Consider the following 19,618-nt stretch of genomic DNA (forward strand, 5'->3'; position numbering starts at 1 on the left):
GCTTTTTCAATACAAACACATATTCGCCACTGATTTGTCCACATTATCCACATTCTGTGGATAACTTTCTTAAAAACTATACACAGAGTTATTCCCGATTTGTTCACATTTTTCTGTGTATAACTTTTTCATTCGTATTTTTTCTGTAATTTTTCCCTAAGTTGTTCATAAAAAATTCAAAGCTATTCGATAGACTAAAGGAGTAGGAAACAGATATACTTAATATAGAAAATTCAGATGCACTTATTGGGAGGTTATTTTATGCAACGAAAAGATGTTACACCTAATTCAGATAAAAAAAGTTTATTGCAAAAATTTGGGATTGGTTTAGCTGGCGGCTTACTTGGTGGCGCCCTTATTCTAGGAGGCGCTTATTCTGGGATTATTCCCACACCCAACGGCGGAAATAATGCGGCGACGACGACGTCCACTAATCACGGCGACACAAAAGTCAGCAATGTAAGTTACAATGTGTCTAGCGATGTCACAAAAGCCGTGAAAAAAGTTCAAAATTCTGTGGTTTCTGTCATTAATATGCAAAGTGCTAGCAACAATTCTTCGGCAGATGATCCTTTTGGGGGATTGTTCGGTGGGAATGAAGGTACTCAAGACTCTTCTGGCAACAATGGTAACGATTTAGAAGCAGCCAGTGAAGGTAGTGGGGTTATTTATAAGAAAGATGGTAAAACGGCTTATGTCGTGACAAATAACCACGTCGTAGATAAAGCGCAAGGATTGGAAGTTGTTTTATCTGATGGTACCAAAGTGAAAGGCGAATTAGTCGGAACCGATGCTTACACGGATTTAGCCGTGATTAAAATTTCTTCCGACAAAGTTGATCAAGTCGCTGAGTTTGGAAATTCTAGTAAAATCACAGTCGGTGAGCCTGCTATTGCAATTGGTTCCCCTCTAGGCTCTGATTATGCTAACTCTGTCACACAAGGAATCATCTCTTCTGTGAATAGAAATATTACCAATAAAAACGAGTCTGGTGAAACCATCAATATTAATGCCATTCAAACCGATGCTGCCATTAATCCAGGAAACTCTGGTGGTCCACTAATCAATATTGAAGGACAAGTCATTGGAATTAACTCAGTAAAAATTGTGCAATCAACTAGTCAAGTGAGCGTTGAAGGGATGGGCTTTGCCATTCCAAGTAATGACGTAGTCAACATTATCAACCAATTAGAAAAAGATGGTAAAGTGACACGACCAGCTCTTGGGATTACGATGTCTGATTTAACAGGTATCTCTTCACAACAACAAGAACAAATTTTAAAAATTCCAGCTTCTGTAAAAACTGGCGTAGTGGTTCGTGGTGTTGAAGCAGCGACCCCTGCTGAAAAGGCTGGATTGGAAAAATACGATGTTATCACGAAAGTTGACGGCCAAGACGTAAGCTCTACTACAGATTTACAAAGCGCGCTTTACAAGAAAAAAGTTGGCGACAAAATGGAAGTGACTTATTATCGTGGTTCTAAAGAAATGAAAGCAACCATCGATTTAACCATTGATAAATCAGCTTTAACACAACAAAATAATCGAAGCAATCAATAAAAGAAAGAAACGACCTGTTATTCAAACAACAGGTCGTTTCTTTCTTTTATTCTCCTACCGCAAATGCAGAACCAACTTCTGCATCAAAAGGCAATTCTAAGATTCCTTTTTTAGCAGGTGCATTTGGTAAACGTAATTCTTTTGCTGAGCAAATCATTCCAAAACTTTCTTCCCCACGTAAAACCCCTGGCCAAATCATTAAACCATCAGGCATCATTGCGCCTGGCTTGGCAACAACTACTTTTTGTCCTGCTTTGATGTTCGGTGCGCCACAAACAATTTGTAAGATTTCGCCGTTGTCTACTTCTGTTTGTGTGATAGATAAATGATCTGAATCTGGGTGTTTTTTACATGATTTGACAAAGCCGACCACAATTTTAGGGTTGTCGTCTTTTTCAAGGGTTTCTGAAAATCCCGCATCTTTAATCGCTGTATTGACTTTTTTGATTTGTTCGTCTGTTAAAGTCACTTGGCCGGTGCCATTAATGTCACCTAGAAGCGCTGAAGCATTGAAAATATTCCAAGCTACCACTGTTTCTGGCGCCTCAACTAAACTTACACGTGCCACATCGCCGACACGTTTTACTTGGTTTTCCGCACCTTGATCGTCCGCAACGATGACAAGTAAGACATCGCCAACGTGTTCTTTATTATATGCAAAAATCATTTTTGTTCCTCCTCTGTCGTTTTCCTGTCTTATCTTATCAAAAATTGACCCATTGTGCATACTTTTTTGTCGAAAAACTAAAAGACTTGGAAAATATGTCACTACGACTTATTCTCCAAGTCCTCAATTTTGAGTGACAAGCCGCTGATCCTTTGAAAAAACAAAAGAAACGTTAGGTCAACTCTCTATTCAATCAATAACTCTTTTTGCTTATTTTTCTTCAGAGTGAACAATTAAGACATCGCAAGGGGCTTGACGAATAATGTAGCTACTGACGCTTCCCATGACCACACGTTCGACTGCGTTTAATCCTGATTGTCCCACCATAATTAAATCAACATTGTATTTTTCAGGTAATTCATGACTCATGACTTCTTTGGGTGAACCAAACATGGTAACTGTTTCAACATTATGAAAATCAACGCTTTCAGCATACTTTTTACAATCGGCCATTAATTCTTCCGCAGCGGCTGTTTCTTGATCAATTAATTGATCATTTAACGTCGAATACCCCATCATTGTATACACTTGATTTTCTAAAATATTTGCAACAATGACTCGGCTTCCGTTTCGACGAGCAACCTCAATTGCACGTTCATAAGCTAAATTGGCTTGATCACTACCGTCTACGCCGACAAGAATATTTTTATACATTTGTTCTTCCATTTTCGTCACCTTCCCGATGGAGGCTGATCTAAAAGGCTTCTTTGACTAAGAAACTAGAGTCAAAAATGAATTTAGGACCCTTGCGCAGAACGCCCTTTTGTCCAGCTGATTCTCTCTTAATTTAATGGTTCCTCTGGTTCATGAAAATTAGCCTAAGCTAGTTAAAAATGCACTGATTTCTTCTTTTGTTTTTCGGTCTTTGTTTACTAAGCGTCCTAACTCTTGACCGTTTTCAATTACGACAAAACTCGGAATACCAAAAATATTCCACTCGGCAGCCACGTCAATAAACTGATCGCGGTCGACTTCGATAAATTGAAAAGCTGGAAATGCTTCTTCAATTTCAGGCATGACTGGTTTAATGAAACGACAGTCTCCGCACCAATCAGCAGTAAAGAAGAAAACATTTTTACCTTTTTCAACATAAGTTGCTAGTTCTTCTAATGAATTGGGATAAATCATTTAAACATCCTCTACTTTCCGTAAACAATTGTATTAACTGTTGATTTATCCAAGCCACGTAATGCTTGTAACAACATTTCCCGCGCTGCTTCATAATCCGCAATACTAAACATTGTTTGATGCGTATGGATGTAACGACCACAAACGCCGATGACTGTACTTGGTACACCATTATTAGTTGTGTGCGCTGCCCCAGCATCCGTTCCGCCTTTAGAAACAAAATATTGATACGGAATATTGTGTGTCGCTGCTGTATCTAATAAATATTCACGTAAGCGAGGCAATGTGATCAAACCTGGGTCGAAAATCCGTAATAACGTTCCTTCACCTAAATGACCATACGTCCCTTTTTTCGTGTGAATATCATCTGCCGCTGAACAATCCACCGCAAAGAAGATATCTGGATTAAATTTATGAACAGATGGTTTAGAACCACGTAAACCAACTTCTTCTTGTACGTTTGCTCCAGCAATTAATGTGTGGCCTAATTCTTCATTTTGTAACGTTTCCAATGCATCTAATACCAACGTACAACCATAGCGGTTATCCCATGATTTACTGATAATATTTTTGCCATTGGCTGTTTTAATCGTTTCTGTTTGTGGAACAATGGAATCCCCTGGACGAACGCCAAAGCTTTCAGCTTCTTCTTTTGAAGAGAATCCTGCATCAAATAACACATCAGAGACTTCTAATTGTTTTTGACCACTCGTACCACGCAACAAGTGTGGCGGAATAGATGAAGAAATACATGGATAGTTCCCTTTACTTGTTTTTAACGTAAAACGTTGTGCTGAAACAACATAGGGATTCCAGCCACCTAAAGGAACCACTTGGAATAAACCATTATCGTTAATTTGAGTTAACATGAAGCCAACTTCGTCCATGTGAGCTGCTACCATTACGCGTGGCGCTGCTTCCACTTTTGAACGTTTAATCCCAAAAATACCGCCTAAACCATCATATTGAACATCGTCCACTAACGGGGTGATATGTTCTTTCATGTACGCGCGAATGTCGTCTTCAAATCCGCTGGTTCCTTGTAATTCAGTTAATTCCTTGATTCGTTGAAATGTTTTTTCTTCCATAGATGTATGTCCTATTGCTTTTGATTTGTTGGAAATTACGCCAACCAAGCGTCACTTTTTCTCTAAAAAGTCACTTTATCCTGTCGATAAAAATAGGTACTCCTTTCATATGATTTCACTCTTATTATAACGCAAATACTAGAAAATGCACATCGCTTTCTCTTTTTAAACGTGACAATGAGAATGCCCTAAAAGAATGATTGAAAAACTTTTTTTATTTCTCAGCGGCCCCTTCTCTATGGTAAAATAAGAGTGATACTGACAAAAGTAATAGTAAGCAGAAACCGACCAAGGGAGGTCATACAAATGAACGAAGAAAATGAGTTGACATACTTTAAAGGCGGCTTAGCGCTAGGCGTTGGTCTTGGTTTAGTAGGCGGCATTGCCTCAACCTTGTTCTACCATAAGAAAAAAACAATCTCCGCTGATCTCGTCTTAGAAAATGTAAAAGCTGCTTTTTTAAAAGAAGGACCGATTGAAGGTTCGTGGATTGAGTTTGAGAAAAAGCCCTTGCGGAAATTCGCCATCCACTCCAAAACGTATACTGGAGGAATTTGCCGCATTGAAGACGACGGCATTGTTCAATACGAATTCACTGCAGATGCCTACACAGGAACTGTCATTAACATCCAACGATTAAAAGATTAAAAAGATTGTTACAAAAGCACTTATTTGCTTTTGTAACAATCTTTTTTTCTTCTCATTTGTTTTTTGTAAAAGGGATGTTTATTTTATGTCAAAAAAATCAAATCAATGATGAATAAATACTCAAAAATCGAATGTTTTCTGTATGGAAATCACCTCAAATCTTTACTTATCAACGTTTGTCCACTTTTTTCATAAAAAAGATTAGACATTTTTTAAAAATTGATAAAAGAATAATCATTTCTAACGATTTTTTAATTTCTCCTTTTCATTTTTACATTATACTGAGAGTATTGCTAAAAATGAAAAGGAGCGTGTCAAATGAAGAAATCTGTTTTATTTACTTCATTACTTGTATTATCAAGCTTAGCTTTAGCGGCCTGCGGCGGTGGCAGTGACGATAAAGGAGCAAGCAACGGCGGCAGCGACAACCAAGTATACACAATGGTTGAATCCCAAGAAATGCCTAGTGCCGATCCGTCCCTTGCGACAGATGAAGTGAGTTTTACCACTTTAAATAATGTCTACGAAGGAATCTATCGTTTAGATAAAGACAACAAACCCGCGCCTGCTGGTGCAGCCGAAAAAGCGACTGTTTCAGAAGACGGTTTAGTTTACAAAGTTAAATTACGTGAAGAATCAAAATGGTCTGATGGCAAACCAGTTACTGCTGCAGATTACGTTTACGGTTGGCAGCGAACAGTGGATCCTGCCACTGCTTCAGAATATGCCTACATGTTTGAACCAGTAAAAAATGCTGAAAAAATTTCTAAAGGGGAACTACCTAAAGAAGAATTGGGCATTAAAGCAATCAATGATCATGAATTAGAAATCACTCTAGAAACAGCAACACCATATTTTGACGATTTATTGGCTTTCCCTTCTTTCTTGCCGCAACGTCAAGATATCGTTGAACGTTTTGGTAAAGATTATACAAAGAGTAGCGATAAAGCAGTCTACAATGGTCCGTTTACGCTAACTGAGTTTGATGGTCCCGGAACAGATACTAAATGGTCTCTAACTAAAAATGAAGAATATTGGGACAAAGAGACTGTCAAGTTAGATAAAGTCGCTATCAACGTGGTGAAAGAAGCCCCAACTGCCTTAAATCTTTATGAAACTGGTGAAGTGGATGATACGTATTTATCTGGCGAACTGGCCCAACAAATGCAAAACTCGCCTGACTTGGTCCAATTAAAAGCCGCTTCTTCTTTCTATTTAGAAATGAATCAAGCAGATGAAAAATCACCATTGACCAACGCAAACTTACGTCGTGCTATGTCTTATGCCATCGATCGCGATTCATTAGCTAAAAACATTTTAGCCAATGGCTCTCTTCCTTCACAAGGCTTCGTTCCTGTGGATGTCGCGAAATCACCAAAAACGGGTGAAGACTTTGTTAAAGAAGCTGGTAGCGACAAATTAGTCAAATACGACAAGAAAAAAGCTGTGGAATACTGGAACAAAGCGAAACAAGAACTTGGTGTTTCCAACTTAACGGTTGATTTAATGGTAGACGACTCTGAAGGCGCTAAAAAAATGGGCGAATATCTTCAAGGATCACTATCTGATACTTTGGAAGGCTTAAAAGTAACTGTGACGCCTGTCCCAATGGCCGTTCGTTTAGATCGTACCTTAAAAGGGGATTTCCAAATCGCTGTTCGTGGTTGGAGTGCCGACTATTCAGACCCAATTAACTTCTTAGATTTATTAGAAAGCTCAACTTCTAATAACCGTGGACGTTACAGCAATCCTGAATACGATAAATTCATTGCTGCGTCCAAAACCACAGATGTTAACGATCCTGAAAAACGCTGGGAAGATCTAATCAACGCTGAAAAAACAGTAATTGCTGATATGGGTGTTGTGCCAATTTACCAAAAAGCAGAATCACACTTACGTGCACCAAACGTGAAAGAAATTATTTATCATCCAACAGGTGCTAAATACGACTTCAAGTGGGCGTATAAAGAATAATCACTCGATTAAATTTAGAAAAAGATTTGGAACAATAGCGATTTTGGCTATTGTTCCAAATCTTTTTTATATAATCCCGATTAAAGAACCTAACAACCCAAAAATCACAGTAAAAATAATTAAAGCAATCGGCGTGCGTCCTTTTTTCAACATAATAAAACAAAACAGCGTAAACACTAAAGGTAATAAATTGGGCATGATTGTATCAAACAATTGTGTTTGAAGGTCTAACTTAGTGTCTTTCAAGCGAAAAACAAAAGTTGTCGTTAATTGTACACTCTTCGGAATCAACGCGCCCACCACGGAAATTCCTACAATTGTTGCTGAACGAGATAATTTTTTGGTACTTTCGCTTAAGACCGAAATTGCTTTGACGCCCATTTTATAACCTAGATTAATTAACCCAATTTTGGCAGCCATATACGGAATATTAAATAACAACAAGAAAACAATTGGTCCTAAGATATTGCCTTCTAATGATAGTTGTGAACCAATCGCTGCTGCAATCGGCAAAACGGTTAAATAAAATAACGCATCCCCAATTCCGCCTAACGGGCCCATCAACGCTGTTTTAATCGCTTGAATGGATTTTGGTGATTCTTTTGACTCTTCCATTGCAATAATCACACCATGCATGAACGTCACCAATTGTGGATTCGTGTTCATAAATTGTAAATGATTTTCCAAAGAAAGAGCTAAGTCTTCTTTATCACGATGAATCTTTTTCAATCCTGGAATTAATGAGTAGGTCCAGCCGCCTGCTTGCATTCTTTCATAATTAAATGAAGATTGTAGCAGATACGAACGGAACATTATTTTTTTTAACTCTTTTTTTGTTATTACTTTTTCGGATATCGTATCATTATATGTTTCTTCAGATGCCATCTTCTTCAAACCCTCCATTATTATTTGATGCAGTGACTGTATTATTTCTTTGTGCGTAAAATTCATATAAAGCAATTGCGACAGCTAAACCTGCAACCGCTAATGTATCTAATCCTAAATAGGCAGCCATAACAAAACCAAAAATAAAGAACGGTACGTAGGATGTTTCCCACATCGTTTTTAATAACATGGCGAAACCTACTGCTGGCATCATACCACCTGCAACGCTCAAGCCATGAATACTCCATTCGGGTAGAATAGAAATGAAACTAGATGCTTTATCAGCACCAAAGAAAATACATAAAAATACTACAAAAAAATAACAAATGAATAAAACGATTGGGACAAAACTAGACAATCTTTCGATGCCCCTTGTATCTGCTTTTTTTGCATAAGCATCAAATTTATGCATAATTGGTGACATCGCTGTATATAACAAGGTAATTAACGCTTGCGCTGCAACTGCGAAAGGAACAGCCAACCCTACGGTTACTTGCGGGTCAGATTTTGTGATAATTGCTAACGCTGTTCCAATAACTCCCCCAATTACTACGTTGGGTGGTTGCGCACCGCCGATTGCTACTGCACCAATCCAAACTAACTCTAGCGTTGCTCCAGTGATTAACCCTGTGTTGACATCTCCCAATATTAAACCCACAATCAATCCTGTAACAATCGGACGATGAATATGTGTCTGTAAGACAAGCTTATCAACCCCTGCTATCCCAGCCCAAATTCCTACCAAAATTGCCTGTACTAACATTTTTTTCCTCCTATTAGACTTCGTCTACTTTTTATAAACTGTTTCACCATTTACTAAGGTTTCTAGTACTTCGTATTTCTCATCAATAATTGTAAAATTACCTAAAAGCCCTAGTTTGATTTCTCCCATAGATTCGTTCACATTCAACAAACGAGCTGGATTTTTCGTGACTGAATTAATAGCAATCACTTCTGGAAGTAATGCTTTTTCAACAAGGTTGCGAACCATATTATTTAAATGGTTCGTACTTCCAGCTAACTTGCCATTCGCTAAACGGACCACATTTTGTTCATCAATAACCATTTCGATCCCTTTTTCTGGTTTTGGATAAACGCCTGGTTGACACCCTTTGGCCCAGATAGAATCTGTCACAGCAATTAAATAGTCCTTGCCTTTTAGTTTGGCTAACACACGTACTAATGAATAATCAACATGTACCCCATCAGCAATAATTTCAGCAAACGTTTCTTCACTATCCAAAGCAGCAACTACTGCGGTTGGTTTTCGATGACTGATATCTTCCATCCCATTAAACGTATGGGTAAAACTTTTTGCACCTGCTTCGACAGCTGCCATTGCTTGTTCATAGGTTGCAGCCGTATGGCCAATTGAAATGACTACATCATGTTCATGACAATATGTAGTCAAGGCATTCTCTACATCATTTTCTGGTGCCAACGTCATTAATTTTATGTGCCCTTTTGCTAACTCTTGCCATTTTTTAAATGTTTCAACGGATGGTTTTACTAATAACTCTGGATTATGAGAGCCACGAAATTCTTCAGAAATCATTGGTCCTTCCGCATGAATCCCTATGATTTGTGCCCCGTTGGTTCCTTGCTCTTCCTCAATAAATGAACCAATCACTTCAAATGAATGTTCCAAGTCTTTTGGAAATGTGGTTGACGTTGTTGGTAAAAAGGCTGTAATCCCTTCTTCTGGAAGGTAAGCTTGCCACTCTTTGATAAATTCATGATTGGCATGATTGGCATCCCCACCATGCCAACCATGATCATGAATATCAATAAATCCTGGAAGAATGCGATTTGCTCCGTATTCTTTATCGACAGCTTTTTCATTGTACGGTAGAATTGCAACAATTCGTTGTTCTGACACTTCAACTTGAGCTGGTTGAAATTGTTCGTTAATCCATACGTTTTTACTTTGAATAATCATTCTTCCCACTTCTTCTCTTCAAAATTATTGTCCAACATTACTTTTTTATGAAAATAATGCATCTAAACTTTCTTCTGGCGTTGACGGTACACGTTGAATCGAAAGTTTAACACCTAATTCTTGTAGCTTTTTAAAGGCGTCTACATCTGTTTTATTAACCGCAACAGCGGTAGCTACTTGTTTTTTGCCTTCTTCCATATGCATATTACCAATGTTTAATTTTTCGATTGGCACACCACCTTCTACCAAGCGCAATGCATCAACAGGATTATCAACTAACAGAAAAATCTTTTGTCTTTCTGAGGCTTTATGAATGACCTCAATCGTTTTCTTAATGGAGAAAAAACGGGTTTGTACTTCTGCAGGGGCCGCCATGTTTAACAATTGTTGGCGCATTGTATCCTCAGAAATTGCATCATTTGCGACTAAAATTAAGTTGGCGCCTAAAGAACCGTTCCATTGTGTTGCGACTTGACCATGAATCAAGCGATTATCAATTCTTGTTAATAAAATATTCGGCATAGTGCTTCCTCCTCTTTTCTAATTGGTTAGATTCCGTCTGCTTCTTCTTGAGTATTTGCTTGTGGTTGTTCTAGTTTTTTATGAACGATCCCGTCTCTGGCTGAATCTGTGACCATTGAAACAAAATCTTCTACGTTCGTGCTGATTGTGCGTAATGCAAGCCCTTCAAGAACCATCGGTAAATTTGTTCCTGCTAGCACTTCGACATTTGGATAATTACTTGCGACAGTCATTGAAATTCTAAACGGTGTACCCCCTAAAAGATCAGTTAAAATGACCACTGCTGGACACGTCTCCAGCATAGAGTCAACGGCTTTACGAATGTTTGACTCTAATACATCAAGCCCTGTATCATTGAAAAAAGGGACTGCCTGAACATTTGCTTGCTCTCCTGCAATCATACTAACTGATTGATGCATTCCAGTTGAAAATACCCCATGTCCCGTTAAAATAAGACCTATCATTTATTCTTTCTCCCCTAACTATTTACTGAGCTTACTATTTAATTGGATAAGCAGAACTTATTCCTCAAAGAGTGTAACAATTCTTGTGACAATTGAGTATGCTTTCCCATGATTTTGGACAATGATTTCTATTTAAGAACATGTCCCTATATAGATACAAGGCGTCCCAACTTAAAGATGCTTTTGAAAAAATACTCGATTACAACCGTGAGTCCAAACGAGCCAACAAATGTACCCATATACAACACAAGAATAACCAAGCTGACTGGTTGATTGGTTAAAAACGGATGGACCAGTTTCAAGACCAATTGAAAAACAATAACATTCGCTAAATAACTGCGATACGCATAAGTGGCTATCCATTTAACCATTGGTAAAAGACGAATCTTTTTGGCTATTCCTTGCGTTCCCAAATAAAAAACCAACCCGATAATTAGTAAACTATAGGCACTTTGAAGAGGATCCAAATAAGGTAGATCGTTCGGTGTCATCTGTGTTCCATCAAATAAATTCCCTTGGACTGCCTGCCAAAAAATAAAAAGAAACAACAGAAATAGCACCACTCTCGTCTTTTTCAAGAAAGTAAAAATTTCCCCCTGATACTTCGCTGCGATGACCCCGAAAATACCATAAATGAGATAACTAAGCCCTGAACGATCTATTAAGTACCAAAGAGAAGTTTCTGCATATGGAAAAATCATTTTCTGGTACCAGAAGCACCAAAGGATATGCGCACCGATTGTAAAAAAGACAATTGGTAAAATCACTTTTTTGTTTTTTATAATTCTTGTTGCCAACCAAATAAAATACGGCATAAATAATTGGAATTGCAACATCATTACGGCATACCATAGATGTGCCGCGCCATCACCACTGAGAACTTTTCCTAGAAATCCTAGGGGCGTTTCATAGGGCATTCGTTGTTGTAAACTAGGAAAAGCGTATAGATAGAGACTGGACCAGACCACATAAGGAAGCACCAATTCATAAAATTTTTCCTTTAAAAATTCAAGATACGATTCAGCTTGGCTCTTTAACACCGTGTTGTAAATAATTGCAAAAATAAACATGGGTGCCGAATATTTAGTCATTCGGTAAAAACTACCGATTGAATTCATTGCTTCCGTTTGTGGAGAATGTGTCAACACATATGATAAAACCGTTTGTAAAATAACTGATGCTACAGCGAAAACTTTTAAAAAATCGCTGATATTCAGATTTATTGGTTGTTCTTTACTCATGTACGTCCTCTTTCTTTCAATAATTTAGCGTGTAAGTAAGCGCTCGGATTAAGAACTTACTCACACGCTATTCACGCTTCTTTGATTTACATTGCTAGCGATTCATAATTGGCTAACAAGATGCCGCGTTCTTCAATCGCTTCTTTGACTTCTTGGGACGTTAATATTTCCACTTCACGAATTCGAGGCATACAATACCCTGATTGCTTTTGTAAAATAGTATCGATAAACGCAGGATGACAATTGATTTCAAAGACCTCTCCTTCACTACAAACAACCATATCAAGCAATTGCAAGATGGTTTCAGTTGAAATCGCCTTGTCATAAAATTGGTACAACATTTCATCTGGCGTGCGAACATCCTGATATAACTCTAAATAGTCTTTTGTTTCAATACTTCTTGAGGCGTTACGTAAAGGTAATTGATATTTGCGAGCAAGTGCCAAAGCCACACCTAATAACTTTTCATTTTTTCCATGAACGTTATGATGAGAATCAATATGATCAGGGCGTCTGCCACTTTTCATAAATGAAATAATTTGAGCATCCCATTCGTTATAAACCTCTTCTAAATTGACTTTTTCTTCAAAAATCGATTGATGCCAAAAATAACCAGCTTCATCTACTAAGGAAGGGACCATTTCTCGAGGTAAAATAGGTTTTGCTTGGTTCAATGTCAATGTTAAATGGACACCGATAGCTAAATTCGGTGCACTGATTCGAGCACTCTCCATGGCCTCTAAAAAATAAGGAGAAGTTGGTAATGCGGTTGTTGAAGTAACCACGCCACGTTTGTGTGCTTCAATAATTCCTTGCGTTACCGCTGGCGTGTAACCAAAATCATCAGCGTTGATAATTAATTTTTTATTGCTCATTTTTCCCCACTCTCTCTTCTGTTTCATGAATTTTTAGTTGTTTCTCTATTGATTGTAGCTAAGTGGCGCCTTTTTTTATAGCTAGTTTTCTGATTGAGTGCTATAATCTACAAATAAGACCATGTCCCTAAAAAAGGACATTACGTTCACAAACGACAGGAGGGATCAGCATGCTGTTTTTAACCTACGATCCACAATTAAATCCAACAGAATTAGAGATTTACAAGTATATTAGCCACAATATTGAAAAAGTTCCTTATATGACAATTCGAGAATTAGCAGATGAAATTCATTTCAGTAAAACGGCAATCTGGCGTTTTTGCCAAAAATTCGAGTGTGAAGGCTATACAGATTTTAAATTTAAATTGAAGAATTATCTAAGCGAACGAAAAAAAACAGCCCAACCAAAATCTTTAGATGAAACAATGCTGATTCATTTTTTGCAACGCTCATCAGAAGAATTATTAGAAGGACGGATTGTTCAAGCTGCGGAATTACTGGCAAAAAAAGAATTTGTTCTTTTTATTGGCGAAGGAACGTCCAAAGTCCTAGCTGAATTTGGTGAAATTTATTTTTCCAGTATCTACAATTTATCTGCTTCTGTATCCCACCTTTTTTCCCATCCCGTTAGCAAATTATCCGAAGAAACGGCTAAAAAAGTGGGCGTTATCGCCTTATCAGTTTCGGGTGAAACACAAAAAGTTCGGCAAAATATTGATTATTTTATCGAAATGGGGATTGATGTAATTGCTATTACAAATAGTGAAAAAAGCACGATTGCTCAACTTTCAACAGTCACAATCCCCTACTATATAACAACTGAGAAAAGTTCCATTGCAGACGTAACGTCCCAACTACCTGCACTATTCTTAATAGAAAAGTTGGCGAAAACTGTTTCAACGATGTTAAATGAGTGTCCATAATCACTGCAAAAAAAGGAAGGAACTAGCCATTCGTTTTGCTAGTTCCTTCCTTTTTAATTCTTCTATACTTATTTATACTGACACGTTTCTAAATGATCATTCACCAATCCCGCCGCCTGTAAAAAGGAATAGACTGTCGTGGCACCTAAAAATTTAAATCCTCGTTTTTTTAACGCTCGACTAATCTGTTGCGATAATTCCGTGGAGGCTGGAACCTCTTCTGGGTGCTGCCAGTGATTAACGATTGGTTGCTGATCGACAAAGTTCCAGAGGTAGCGATCAAAGGACCCAAATTCTGCCTGAACTTCTTGAAAAACTTGCGCATTCGTGATGGTCGCTTGAATTTTTAAACGATGACGAATCACACCAGGATTTGCTAGTAAAGCTAAAATTTTTTCCTCATCATATCGCGCAATTTTCCGATAATCAAACGCATCATAAGCTGCCCTGAGCGTTTCTCGTTTATTCAAAATAATCGCCCAGCTTAAGCCCGCTTGCATACTTTCCAAGGTCAATAACTCAAATAACTGTTGCTCTTCATGAACTGGACGTCCCCATTCATCATCATGATAGGCTTGCATCTCTTCAGTTGTATTCGTTGCCCAAGTACATCGCTCCATTGTCCTGCCTCCTTTTATTTGCTAAAAAAGATGCGAACAAAGGGTACTGCCTGTTGTTCCACACCTTTTCTTATTCCTAATAAAATGCCCAGAAGTTTAACGCTTCATTCATTACTTCTTCGGCTGTAAATGTCCGTTTTGAATGGCCCTTTTCTTCTGAATCGTTTGGATCATTAATCCAGAAATCGCCTTTTTCATCCACACCACTCATCACCATAATGTGACCAGTTGTAGTGAAATAGCCCGGTTTTACAGAAATAATGACTGGATGACCTTCCTTCAAGAAAGCTGCCACTGTTTCAATATCCCCAATTTCTTGACAGTTATAGCCTTTCATTTCAGCATATGCACTAAAAATAGACCACGCCGTCCCTTGTCCTTCCATAAAGAAGTCATTTTTTGCCCAAGCTAACACATCTAGAGGAGTAACTTCTTGGTGATCCATGTATGAACCAACCATTGCAAGCGACACAATCGCACAGCCATTAATTTCGATTGTATTCGGCTTATCCACATTGCCAAATCCGTATGCGGTGTCTTTCCATTTAGCATCTGTCTGCAATTCTAACGGCAAATCCAGATGTCCATTATATTGCTTCTTTTCAATTTCTTGATTGACCTGTTGTCCATAGCTTAAAGGTTTGACTTTTTTCTCAATTTTAACTGGTGCTGGTTCTTTTGTTTTACTTGATTCAGCACTAGCTTTAACATATGAATCATCAAACCAACTTGAAAACCCACCTGATTTCATCGGCGAAAACTGCGCTAACAATCCGCCAAAGCCAAACGATACCAACAACACCGTGAGAACTTTTTTTTGGTAACCTGATGGTTTTTTTGACATACTATTCATCCTTTTCTATCTATTGACTACATCCGATAATCTTATGTATTTCTTATATGCTCACACATTATACTACTTTCTTTTTCGAAAAACAGAAACGTTGGTAAATTCTCATAATTATTGAAGGCGAACATATTTTCTTGAATTTTATCACAAAATTAGGTAAAATACAGGTAATTAGTCATTTGAGTTTTATTCTATTTTATTCGTAAAGGAGGCAGAAGAATGGATCAACATAAAGCTACCATCAAGAGCATTTCTAAACTGATTACGCTCTCTTCCCAACATTTCTTTTCGGCATTTTTAGAAGATTCTCAAGATCAAAAGAATAAAGAAAAGGAACGCAGTGCGCTTTTACAAGAGCTCCAAGTCGCTGCCGCCCAAAAATCCTTAGTGGTCTTACAATTGAAAGAAGTCCCTACAGCGCATAAATTCGAAACGGTGATCGGCTGGATTGTCTCAAAAAATATTTCGGACAATATCGTCGTTCGTTTACAAACGGATGAACAACAGTTGCGCATGATTCCTGTTGCTTCTGTCATGAAAGTCAGCACGTTAGCTAATCGTCACCAACGTCAAATTTACTAGAATATTGAAGTCTTTATAAAATAAATGGAAACCACCAACCCTGGCGATTGCAGGTTGGTGGTTTCTTTTATTTATGACTTTAGTCAAAATCCCATGAAACTTCTGACTTAGGACTCAACTTATTTCTTAGGAACAAATAATTGCGGTGCTACTTTTGCCAATAAGCCTAGAACTAGACTTACATACAAACAATTGACGACGGTACTTGTACCGTTTAGAACAAAGGAATAGAGATATGGGCTCATTCCTTCTGGTGCATACATGCCCCAAACCAATACACCCGCCCAAAAATGCCAAAACCAGCGGGCGAAGACTGCGACAACACTTCCTAAAATAATCGTACGAATGGCTGATTTTAAACGATTCGCTTGAAAATACAGTTGAATTTTTCTAGCGAATACGCCACCCATTCCTCCAAACGCAAAAGCAAAGGGATATTCAAAAATAATCTGTGGAACGGACAAGAAATTTTTCATGGCTGTGCCGAGAATAATATTTAACATGCCCCAAACAAAGCCTGCTGCAACTCCGGGAAGCAACCCACGACGAAACGAATAAAGAACTAATGGGACCATTCCCAACGATAGGTCCAAGCCACTATTGGCAAATTCAATCGGTAAAAAAGAGAGGGCCATTGCCATTGCTGCGACGACTGTTCCTTCTACCCAAATACGTAAATCCATTTTTCTAGCCAAACAAATTTCCTCCTATGTTCTGACGCTCTCAACCACTAATACATCGTTATTTTACCATAGGGACTTTAGAAAAACACGTTTGTCGAACAAGCAAAAAAATAGCTGATCAGCATTTAAGATAATCAACTCCTACTCAAACGCATGCCAGCTACTTTTTATCCATTAATCGTCCCGCTCAGTTGTCAAAATTTTACCAGAATGAGCATCGATTTTTACCTCTATTTTTTGTTGGCCCTCTTTCACTTTCACTTCCCAATAGGTGATTCCTAATTCTTTCTCTAACTTCCAATCTGTTGCCTGGCCGACTTTCGCTGCTTTTTCAGCCAAGGTTGTGGCTTGTTCTCTGGAAATGATATTTGTTAAATCAAGTGCCTCTTCTTGCATTTTAACGCCATTTTGTTCATCGGCATCCAAGGTTTCGACTTTTTCTTTTGTGAATTCGCCTGTTTCTGCGTTCACTTCAACTTGATATTCTTTTTGCTGATCCACGCCTTCTATTTCATAAAAATAACGTCCAAAATCTGTATCTAACTGCAGACTTGTTATTTTAGCTTCTGGATATTTTTTCTCAAATGCTGTCGTTACTTTTTCTAAAGAGACAGCTACCGCACTTGTCTTCTCTGATGTCGTCGTTGCTTCTTGTTGTACAGATGTACTTGTTTCGCTAGTTGATATTACTGTTTCTTTTTGTTCATTTGTTGATGAAACAGCTGTGGGTGTTTTGGATGTACAGCCAGCTACCAAAAAGAGTGCCAAGCCAGTCATAGAGCCATAGAGTATTTTTTTCATTAAACAACCTTCTTTCCTTTTTATCATTTTATTATACTTGATTTCTCATCCAAATCATAGCTACAAAAAAAAGCCCTACTTTAGTTGATAAAGTTAGAGCTCTCTCAGCCTTCATGGGCCAACATAAAAATTTCACCGAAATCATTCTCTTGTTCAATGTGCCAAATGCGTTTTTCACTATTATAGACAAGCGTTGCCAAAATTTCTTCTTTTTGGTAAGAGGTATTTTTCATCTTGCTAAGTGAATCTTCCACCAAGTAAATAGGAATCCGATATTCTTCTTTATCCACTTCCGTTTGTTGGAAGCAAAAAATAACACCTTCTTGCAAGATACCTTTCATATTTTTAAGTAATTCAGGACTTAATTTTTCGACAGGCGTATTTCGTTTAAAGAAGGCCTTTTTCTGGTTGACTTTCTCTAAAACAACACGTGTAATTTTATCAGCAAAGATTCGATAAAATTCATCAATATAACGATAATAGACACGCGTCATCTGATCTGCAAATTCAAAAAAGACAAAATCATTTTGTAGCTTATAAAAGAAAGGCGAATGCAAACTATTCTTCATGTGTCCAAAATAAAGAAGTTCCGAAATTTCTAATGGCGTTAGCTCTTTTAGCATCGTCACATCGGAAAAGTCAATCCATTTAATCTCTTCAGTCATCCAACGACGTTGTAGCGATTGAAAATAGCGATTGACGCTTTCTTCTCCACGAATAATTTTCAAGCCTGAATGCATATCGTATTCGCCAGCTTCGGCAGAAGGATCTAATAATAGTAAGTTCTGTGGATGATGCACAATTGAACGAACAAAATCGGAATGGGTAATTCCTTTAGATAAAACCGCGTTGCTGGTTACATCTATATGTACATAAATTAAATCAAGCAAATTCCCATCTCCCCTCTACTAGCCTCCTTACCATTTTACAATATTTTCAAAAGAAAAGCTTGTTTCTTTTACTTTAAAATTCCATTACAAAATGAGGATTTTTTTGAAAAATCAATCGATTCAGTTGTTTTTTATTAAATTAAGGTCCGGCCAGCTTACCTATTCCCCAAAGAAAATAAATAGGTTTTTCAAATAAATTGTGGTAAACTTGATACATTAAAAGGAGGGAGAATATGCGCCCAAAAGAGAAAAAAAGAGGAAAAAATTGGTTAATCAACAGTTTATTAGTTTTACTATTTATCATTGGCTTGGCCTTAATTTTTAACAATCAGATACGCAGTTGGGTGGTTCAACAAAATAGCCGCTCGTACGCCGTTAGCAAGTTGAAACCAGCCGATGTGAAGAAAAATATGGCTCGTGAAACAACGTTTGACTTTGATTCAGTTGAGTCCTTGAGCACAGAAGCGGTGATGAAAGCCCAATTTGAAAACAAAAACTTACCTGTGATTGGTGCCATTGCGATACCAAGTGTCGAAATTAATTTGCCCATTTTTAAAGGATTATCAAATGTCGCTTTATTAACTGGTGCCGGGACCATGAAAGAAGATCAAGTCATGGGGAAAAACAATTATGCCTTGGCTAGTCATCGAACGGAAGATGGTGTTTCCTTATTTTCACCTTTAGAAAGAACCAAAAAAGACGAACTCATTTATATCACTGATTTATCTACTGTTTATACATACAAAATAACTTCTGTAGAAAAAATCGAACCAACCCGTGTTGAGTTAATTGATGACGTTCCTGGTCAAAATATGATTACCTTAATTACCTGTGGCGATTTACAAGCAACGACGCGAATTGCTGTTCAAGGAACATTAGCAGCAACAACGCCTATTAAAGACGCCAACGACGATATGTTGAAGGCTTTCCAATTGGAGCAAAAAACTTTAGCCGATTGGGTGGCTTAATAAAAAAATCCTTGAAAAGTTTTGACACTTTTCAAGGATTTTTTGCTTTATTTCATCACTTGGCGTTCTTGCTGTTTCAAACGAGCAAAACCATAACGAATACCTGCAAATAATAAAACTAACGGAGATAAGAAAACAGAGATTATTAACCATTCACTTGTATACATACTACTAAAAGATAAATGATACGTGACAGCATACACTAGCGGCAGACTCATTATCAACAATAAATAATACAAACTCAATTCAAAAACATAGGATAAATAACTACTGTTCATCTTACTTCCCTCCTGTCTCTTTTTCCCTGAAC

At 37.7% G+C, this 19,618-nt stretch carries 23 protein-coding genes; 6 read left to right on the forward strand and 17 right to left on the reverse strand.

What is annotated here, in order from left to right; genetic code table 11:
- The first annotated feature begins 261 nt into the window (after nt 1-261).
- A complete protein-coding gene (locus IGL90_RS12320) occupies nt 262-1,560 on the forward strand; it encodes a S1C family serine protease (RefSeq protein ID WP_002368406.1) in 1,299 nt (432 codons plus the stop codon).
- A gap of 46 nt (nt 1,561-1,606) precedes the next feature.
- Here the strand turns inward: IGL90_RS12320 and ytpR are convergent, their stop codons facing one another.
- The 4 genes from ytpR to pepA form a co-directional block, all read right to left on the reverse strand.
- The gene (gene ytpR, locus IGL90_RS12325) at nt 1,607-2,227 is read right to left on the reverse strand and encodes a YtpR family tRNA-binding protein (RefSeq protein ID WP_048737596.1); all 621 of its coding nucleotides are present in this window, start codon (nt 2,225-2,227) and stop codon (nt 1,607-1,609) included.
- A gap of 210 nt (nt 2,228-2,437) precedes the next feature.
- Complete coding sequence (locus tag IGL90_RS12330; RefSeq protein WP_002385249.1) at nt 2,438-2,893, reverse strand: universal stress protein; 456 nt, start codon at nt 2,891-2,893, stop codon at nt 2,438-2,440.
- Between the two features lie 147 nt (nt 2,894-3,040).
- Nucleotides 3,041-3,355, reverse strand: coding sequence for a thioredoxin family protein (locus IGL90_RS12335; RefSeq protein ID WP_002355015.1), 315 nt, complete (start codon nt 3,353-3,355; stop codon nt 3,041-3,043).
- An 11-nt stretch (nt 3,356-3,366) separates the two neighbouring features.
- Entirely contained in the window at nt 3,367-4,443 is a 1,077-nt protein-coding gene (gene pepA, locus IGL90_RS12340; protein WP_002355013.1) for a glutamyl aminopeptidase, read from the reverse strand.
- 306 nt (nt 4,444-4,749) lie between these two features.
- Between pepA and IGL90_RS12345 the strand changes: the two genes are divergently transcribed.
- Nucleotides 4,750-5,091 carry a PepSY domain-containing protein gene (locus tag IGL90_RS12345; RefSeq protein ID WP_002361052.1) on the forward strand — a complete coding sequence of 114 codons (342 nt, stop codon included), beginning with the start codon at nt 4,750-4,752 and terminating at the stop codon, nt 5,089-5,091.
- A gap of 318 nt (nt 5,092-5,409) precedes the next feature.
- Nucleotides 5,410-7,065 (forward strand): peptide ABC transporter substrate-binding protein, encoded by a 1,656-nt coding sequence (locus IGL90_RS12350; RefSeq protein ID WP_002355011.1) that lies wholly within the window; start codon nt 5,410-5,412, stop codon nt 7,063-7,065.
- 66 nt (nt 7,066-7,131) lie between these two features.
- On the opposite strand, the gene IGL90_RS12355 is transcribed toward IGL90_RS12350, so the two are convergent.
- The 7 genes from IGL90_RS12355 to IGL90_RS12385 form a co-directional block, all read right to left on the reverse strand.
- The gene (locus IGL90_RS12355; protein ID WP_002396861.1) at nt 7,132-7,968 is read right to left on the reverse strand and encodes a PTS system mannose/fructose/sorbose family transporter subunit IID; all 837 of its coding nucleotides are present in this window, start codon (nt 7,966-7,968) and stop codon (nt 7,132-7,134) included.
- Nucleotides 7,940-8,713 (reverse strand): PTS N-acetylgalactosamine transporter subunit IIC, encoded by a 774-nt coding sequence (agaW, locus tag IGL90_RS12360; RefSeq protein WP_002355009.1) that lies wholly within the window; start codon nt 8,711-8,713, stop codon nt 7,940-7,942. Before agaW ends, IGL90_RS12355 begins: the two co-directional genes overlap by 29 nt.
- A 24-nt stretch (nt 8,714-8,737) precedes the next feature.
- Nucleotides 8,738-9,889, reverse strand: coding sequence for an N-acetylglucosamine-6-phosphate deacetylase (gene nagA, locus IGL90_RS12365; protein WP_048737598.1), 1,152 nt, complete (start codon nt 9,887-9,889; stop codon nt 8,738-8,740).
- Nucleotides 9,890-9,934: 45 nt separating this feature from the next.
- Nucleotides 9,935-10,411 carry a PTS N-acetylgalactosamine transporter subunit IIB gene (gene agaV, locus IGL90_RS12370; RefSeq protein ID WP_002355007.1) on the reverse strand — a complete coding sequence of 159 codons (477 nt, stop codon included), beginning with the start codon at nt 10,409-10,411 and terminating at the stop codon, nt 9,935-9,937.
- Nucleotides 10,412-10,437: 26 nt separating this feature from the next.
- The gene (locus IGL90_RS12375; RefSeq protein ID WP_002361048.1) at nt 10,438-10,875 is read right to left on the reverse strand and encodes a PTS sugar transporter subunit IIA; all 438 of its coding nucleotides are present in this window, start codon (nt 10,873-10,875) and stop codon (nt 10,438-10,440) included.
- 146 nt (nt 10,876-11,021) lie between these two features.
- Complete coding sequence (locus tag IGL90_RS12380; RefSeq protein ID WP_048737599.1) at nt 11,022-12,116, reverse strand: acyltransferase family protein; 1,095 nt, start codon at nt 12,114-12,116, stop codon at nt 11,022-11,024.
- Nucleotides 12,117-12,202: 86 nt separating this feature from the next.
- Nucleotides 12,203-13,018, reverse strand: coding sequence for a carbohydrate deacetylase (locus IGL90_RS12385; protein ID WP_048737601.1), 816 nt, complete (start codon nt 13,016-13,018; stop codon nt 12,203-12,205).
- A 143-nt stretch (nt 13,019-13,161) separates the two neighbouring features.
- On the opposite strand from IGL90_RS12385, the gene IGL90_RS12390 reads away from it, so the two are divergent.
- A complete protein-coding gene (locus IGL90_RS12390) occupies nt 13,162-13,914 on the forward strand; it encodes a MurR/RpiR family transcriptional regulator (protein ID WP_002365331.1) in 753 nt (250 codons plus the stop codon).
- A 68-nt stretch (nt 13,915-13,982) separates the two neighbouring features.
- Here the strand turns inward: IGL90_RS12390 and IGL90_RS12395 are convergent, their stop codons facing one another.
- Together IGL90_RS12395 and IGL90_RS12400 are read right to left on the reverse strand one after the other, a co-directional pair.
- Nucleotides 13,983-14,534 carry a DNA-3-methyladenine glycosylase I gene (locus tag IGL90_RS12395; protein WP_002378947.1) on the reverse strand — a complete coding sequence of 184 codons (552 nt, stop codon included), beginning with the start codon at nt 14,532-14,534 and terminating at the stop codon, nt 13,983-13,985.
- Between the two features lie 76 nt (nt 14,535-14,610).
- Complete coding sequence (locus IGL90_RS12400; protein ID WP_002355000.1) at nt 14,611-15,387, reverse strand: peptidase C39 family protein; 777 nt, start codon at nt 15,385-15,387, stop codon at nt 14,611-14,613.
- 216 nt (nt 15,388-15,603) lie between these two features.
- On the opposite strand from IGL90_RS12400, the gene IGL90_RS12405 reads away from it, so the two are divergent.
- The gene (locus IGL90_RS12405) at nt 15,604-15,966 is read left to right on the forward strand and encodes a hypothetical protein (RefSeq protein ID WP_048737602.1); all 363 of its coding nucleotides are present in this window, start codon (nt 15,604-15,606) and stop codon (nt 15,964-15,966) included.
- Nucleotides 15,967-16,085: 119 nt separating this feature from the next.
- Here IGL90_RS12405 and thiT read toward each other — a convergent pair whose 3' ends face one another.
- The 3 genes from thiT to IGL90_RS12420 form a co-directional block, all read right to left on the reverse strand.
- Nucleotides 16,086-16,661, reverse strand: a complete 576-nt coding sequence (gene thiT, locus IGL90_RS12410; protein WP_002354998.1) for an energy-coupled thiamine transporter ThiT — start codon at nt 16,659-16,661, stop codon at nt 16,086-16,088.
- A 162-nt stretch (nt 16,662-16,823) separates the two neighbouring features.
- Entirely contained in the window at nt 16,824-17,477 is a 654-nt protein-coding gene (locus IGL90_RS12415; RefSeq protein ID WP_016614830.1) for a PepSY domain-containing protein, read from the reverse strand.
- Between the two features lie 77 nt (nt 17,478-17,554).
- Complete coding sequence (locus IGL90_RS12420) at nt 17,555-18,340, reverse strand: hypothetical protein (RefSeq protein WP_002354996.1); 786 nt, start codon at nt 18,338-18,340, stop codon at nt 17,555-17,557.
- A 233-nt stretch (nt 18,341-18,573) separates the two neighbouring features.
- Between IGL90_RS12420 and IGL90_RS12425 the strand changes: the two genes are divergently transcribed.
- A complete protein-coding gene (locus IGL90_RS12425) occupies nt 18,574-19,308 on the forward strand; it encodes a class A sortase (RefSeq protein ID WP_002354994.1) in 735 nt (244 codons plus the stop codon).
- Nucleotides 19,309-19,355: 47 nt separating this feature from the next.
- Here the strand turns inward: IGL90_RS12425 and IGL90_RS12430 are convergent, their stop codons facing one another.
- Nucleotides 19,356-19,586, reverse strand: coding sequence for a hypothetical protein (locus IGL90_RS12430; protein ID WP_002387364.1), 231 nt, complete (start codon nt 19,584-19,586; stop codon nt 19,356-19,358).
- Nucleotides 19,587-19,618 lie beyond the last annotated feature (32 nt).

Origin of the sequence: Enterococcus sp. DIV1307a, from assembly GCF_050537425.1 — a bacterium.
Classification (GTDB): Bacteria; Bacillota; Bacilli; order Lactobacillales; family Enterococcaceae; genus Enterococcus; species Enterococcus faecalis.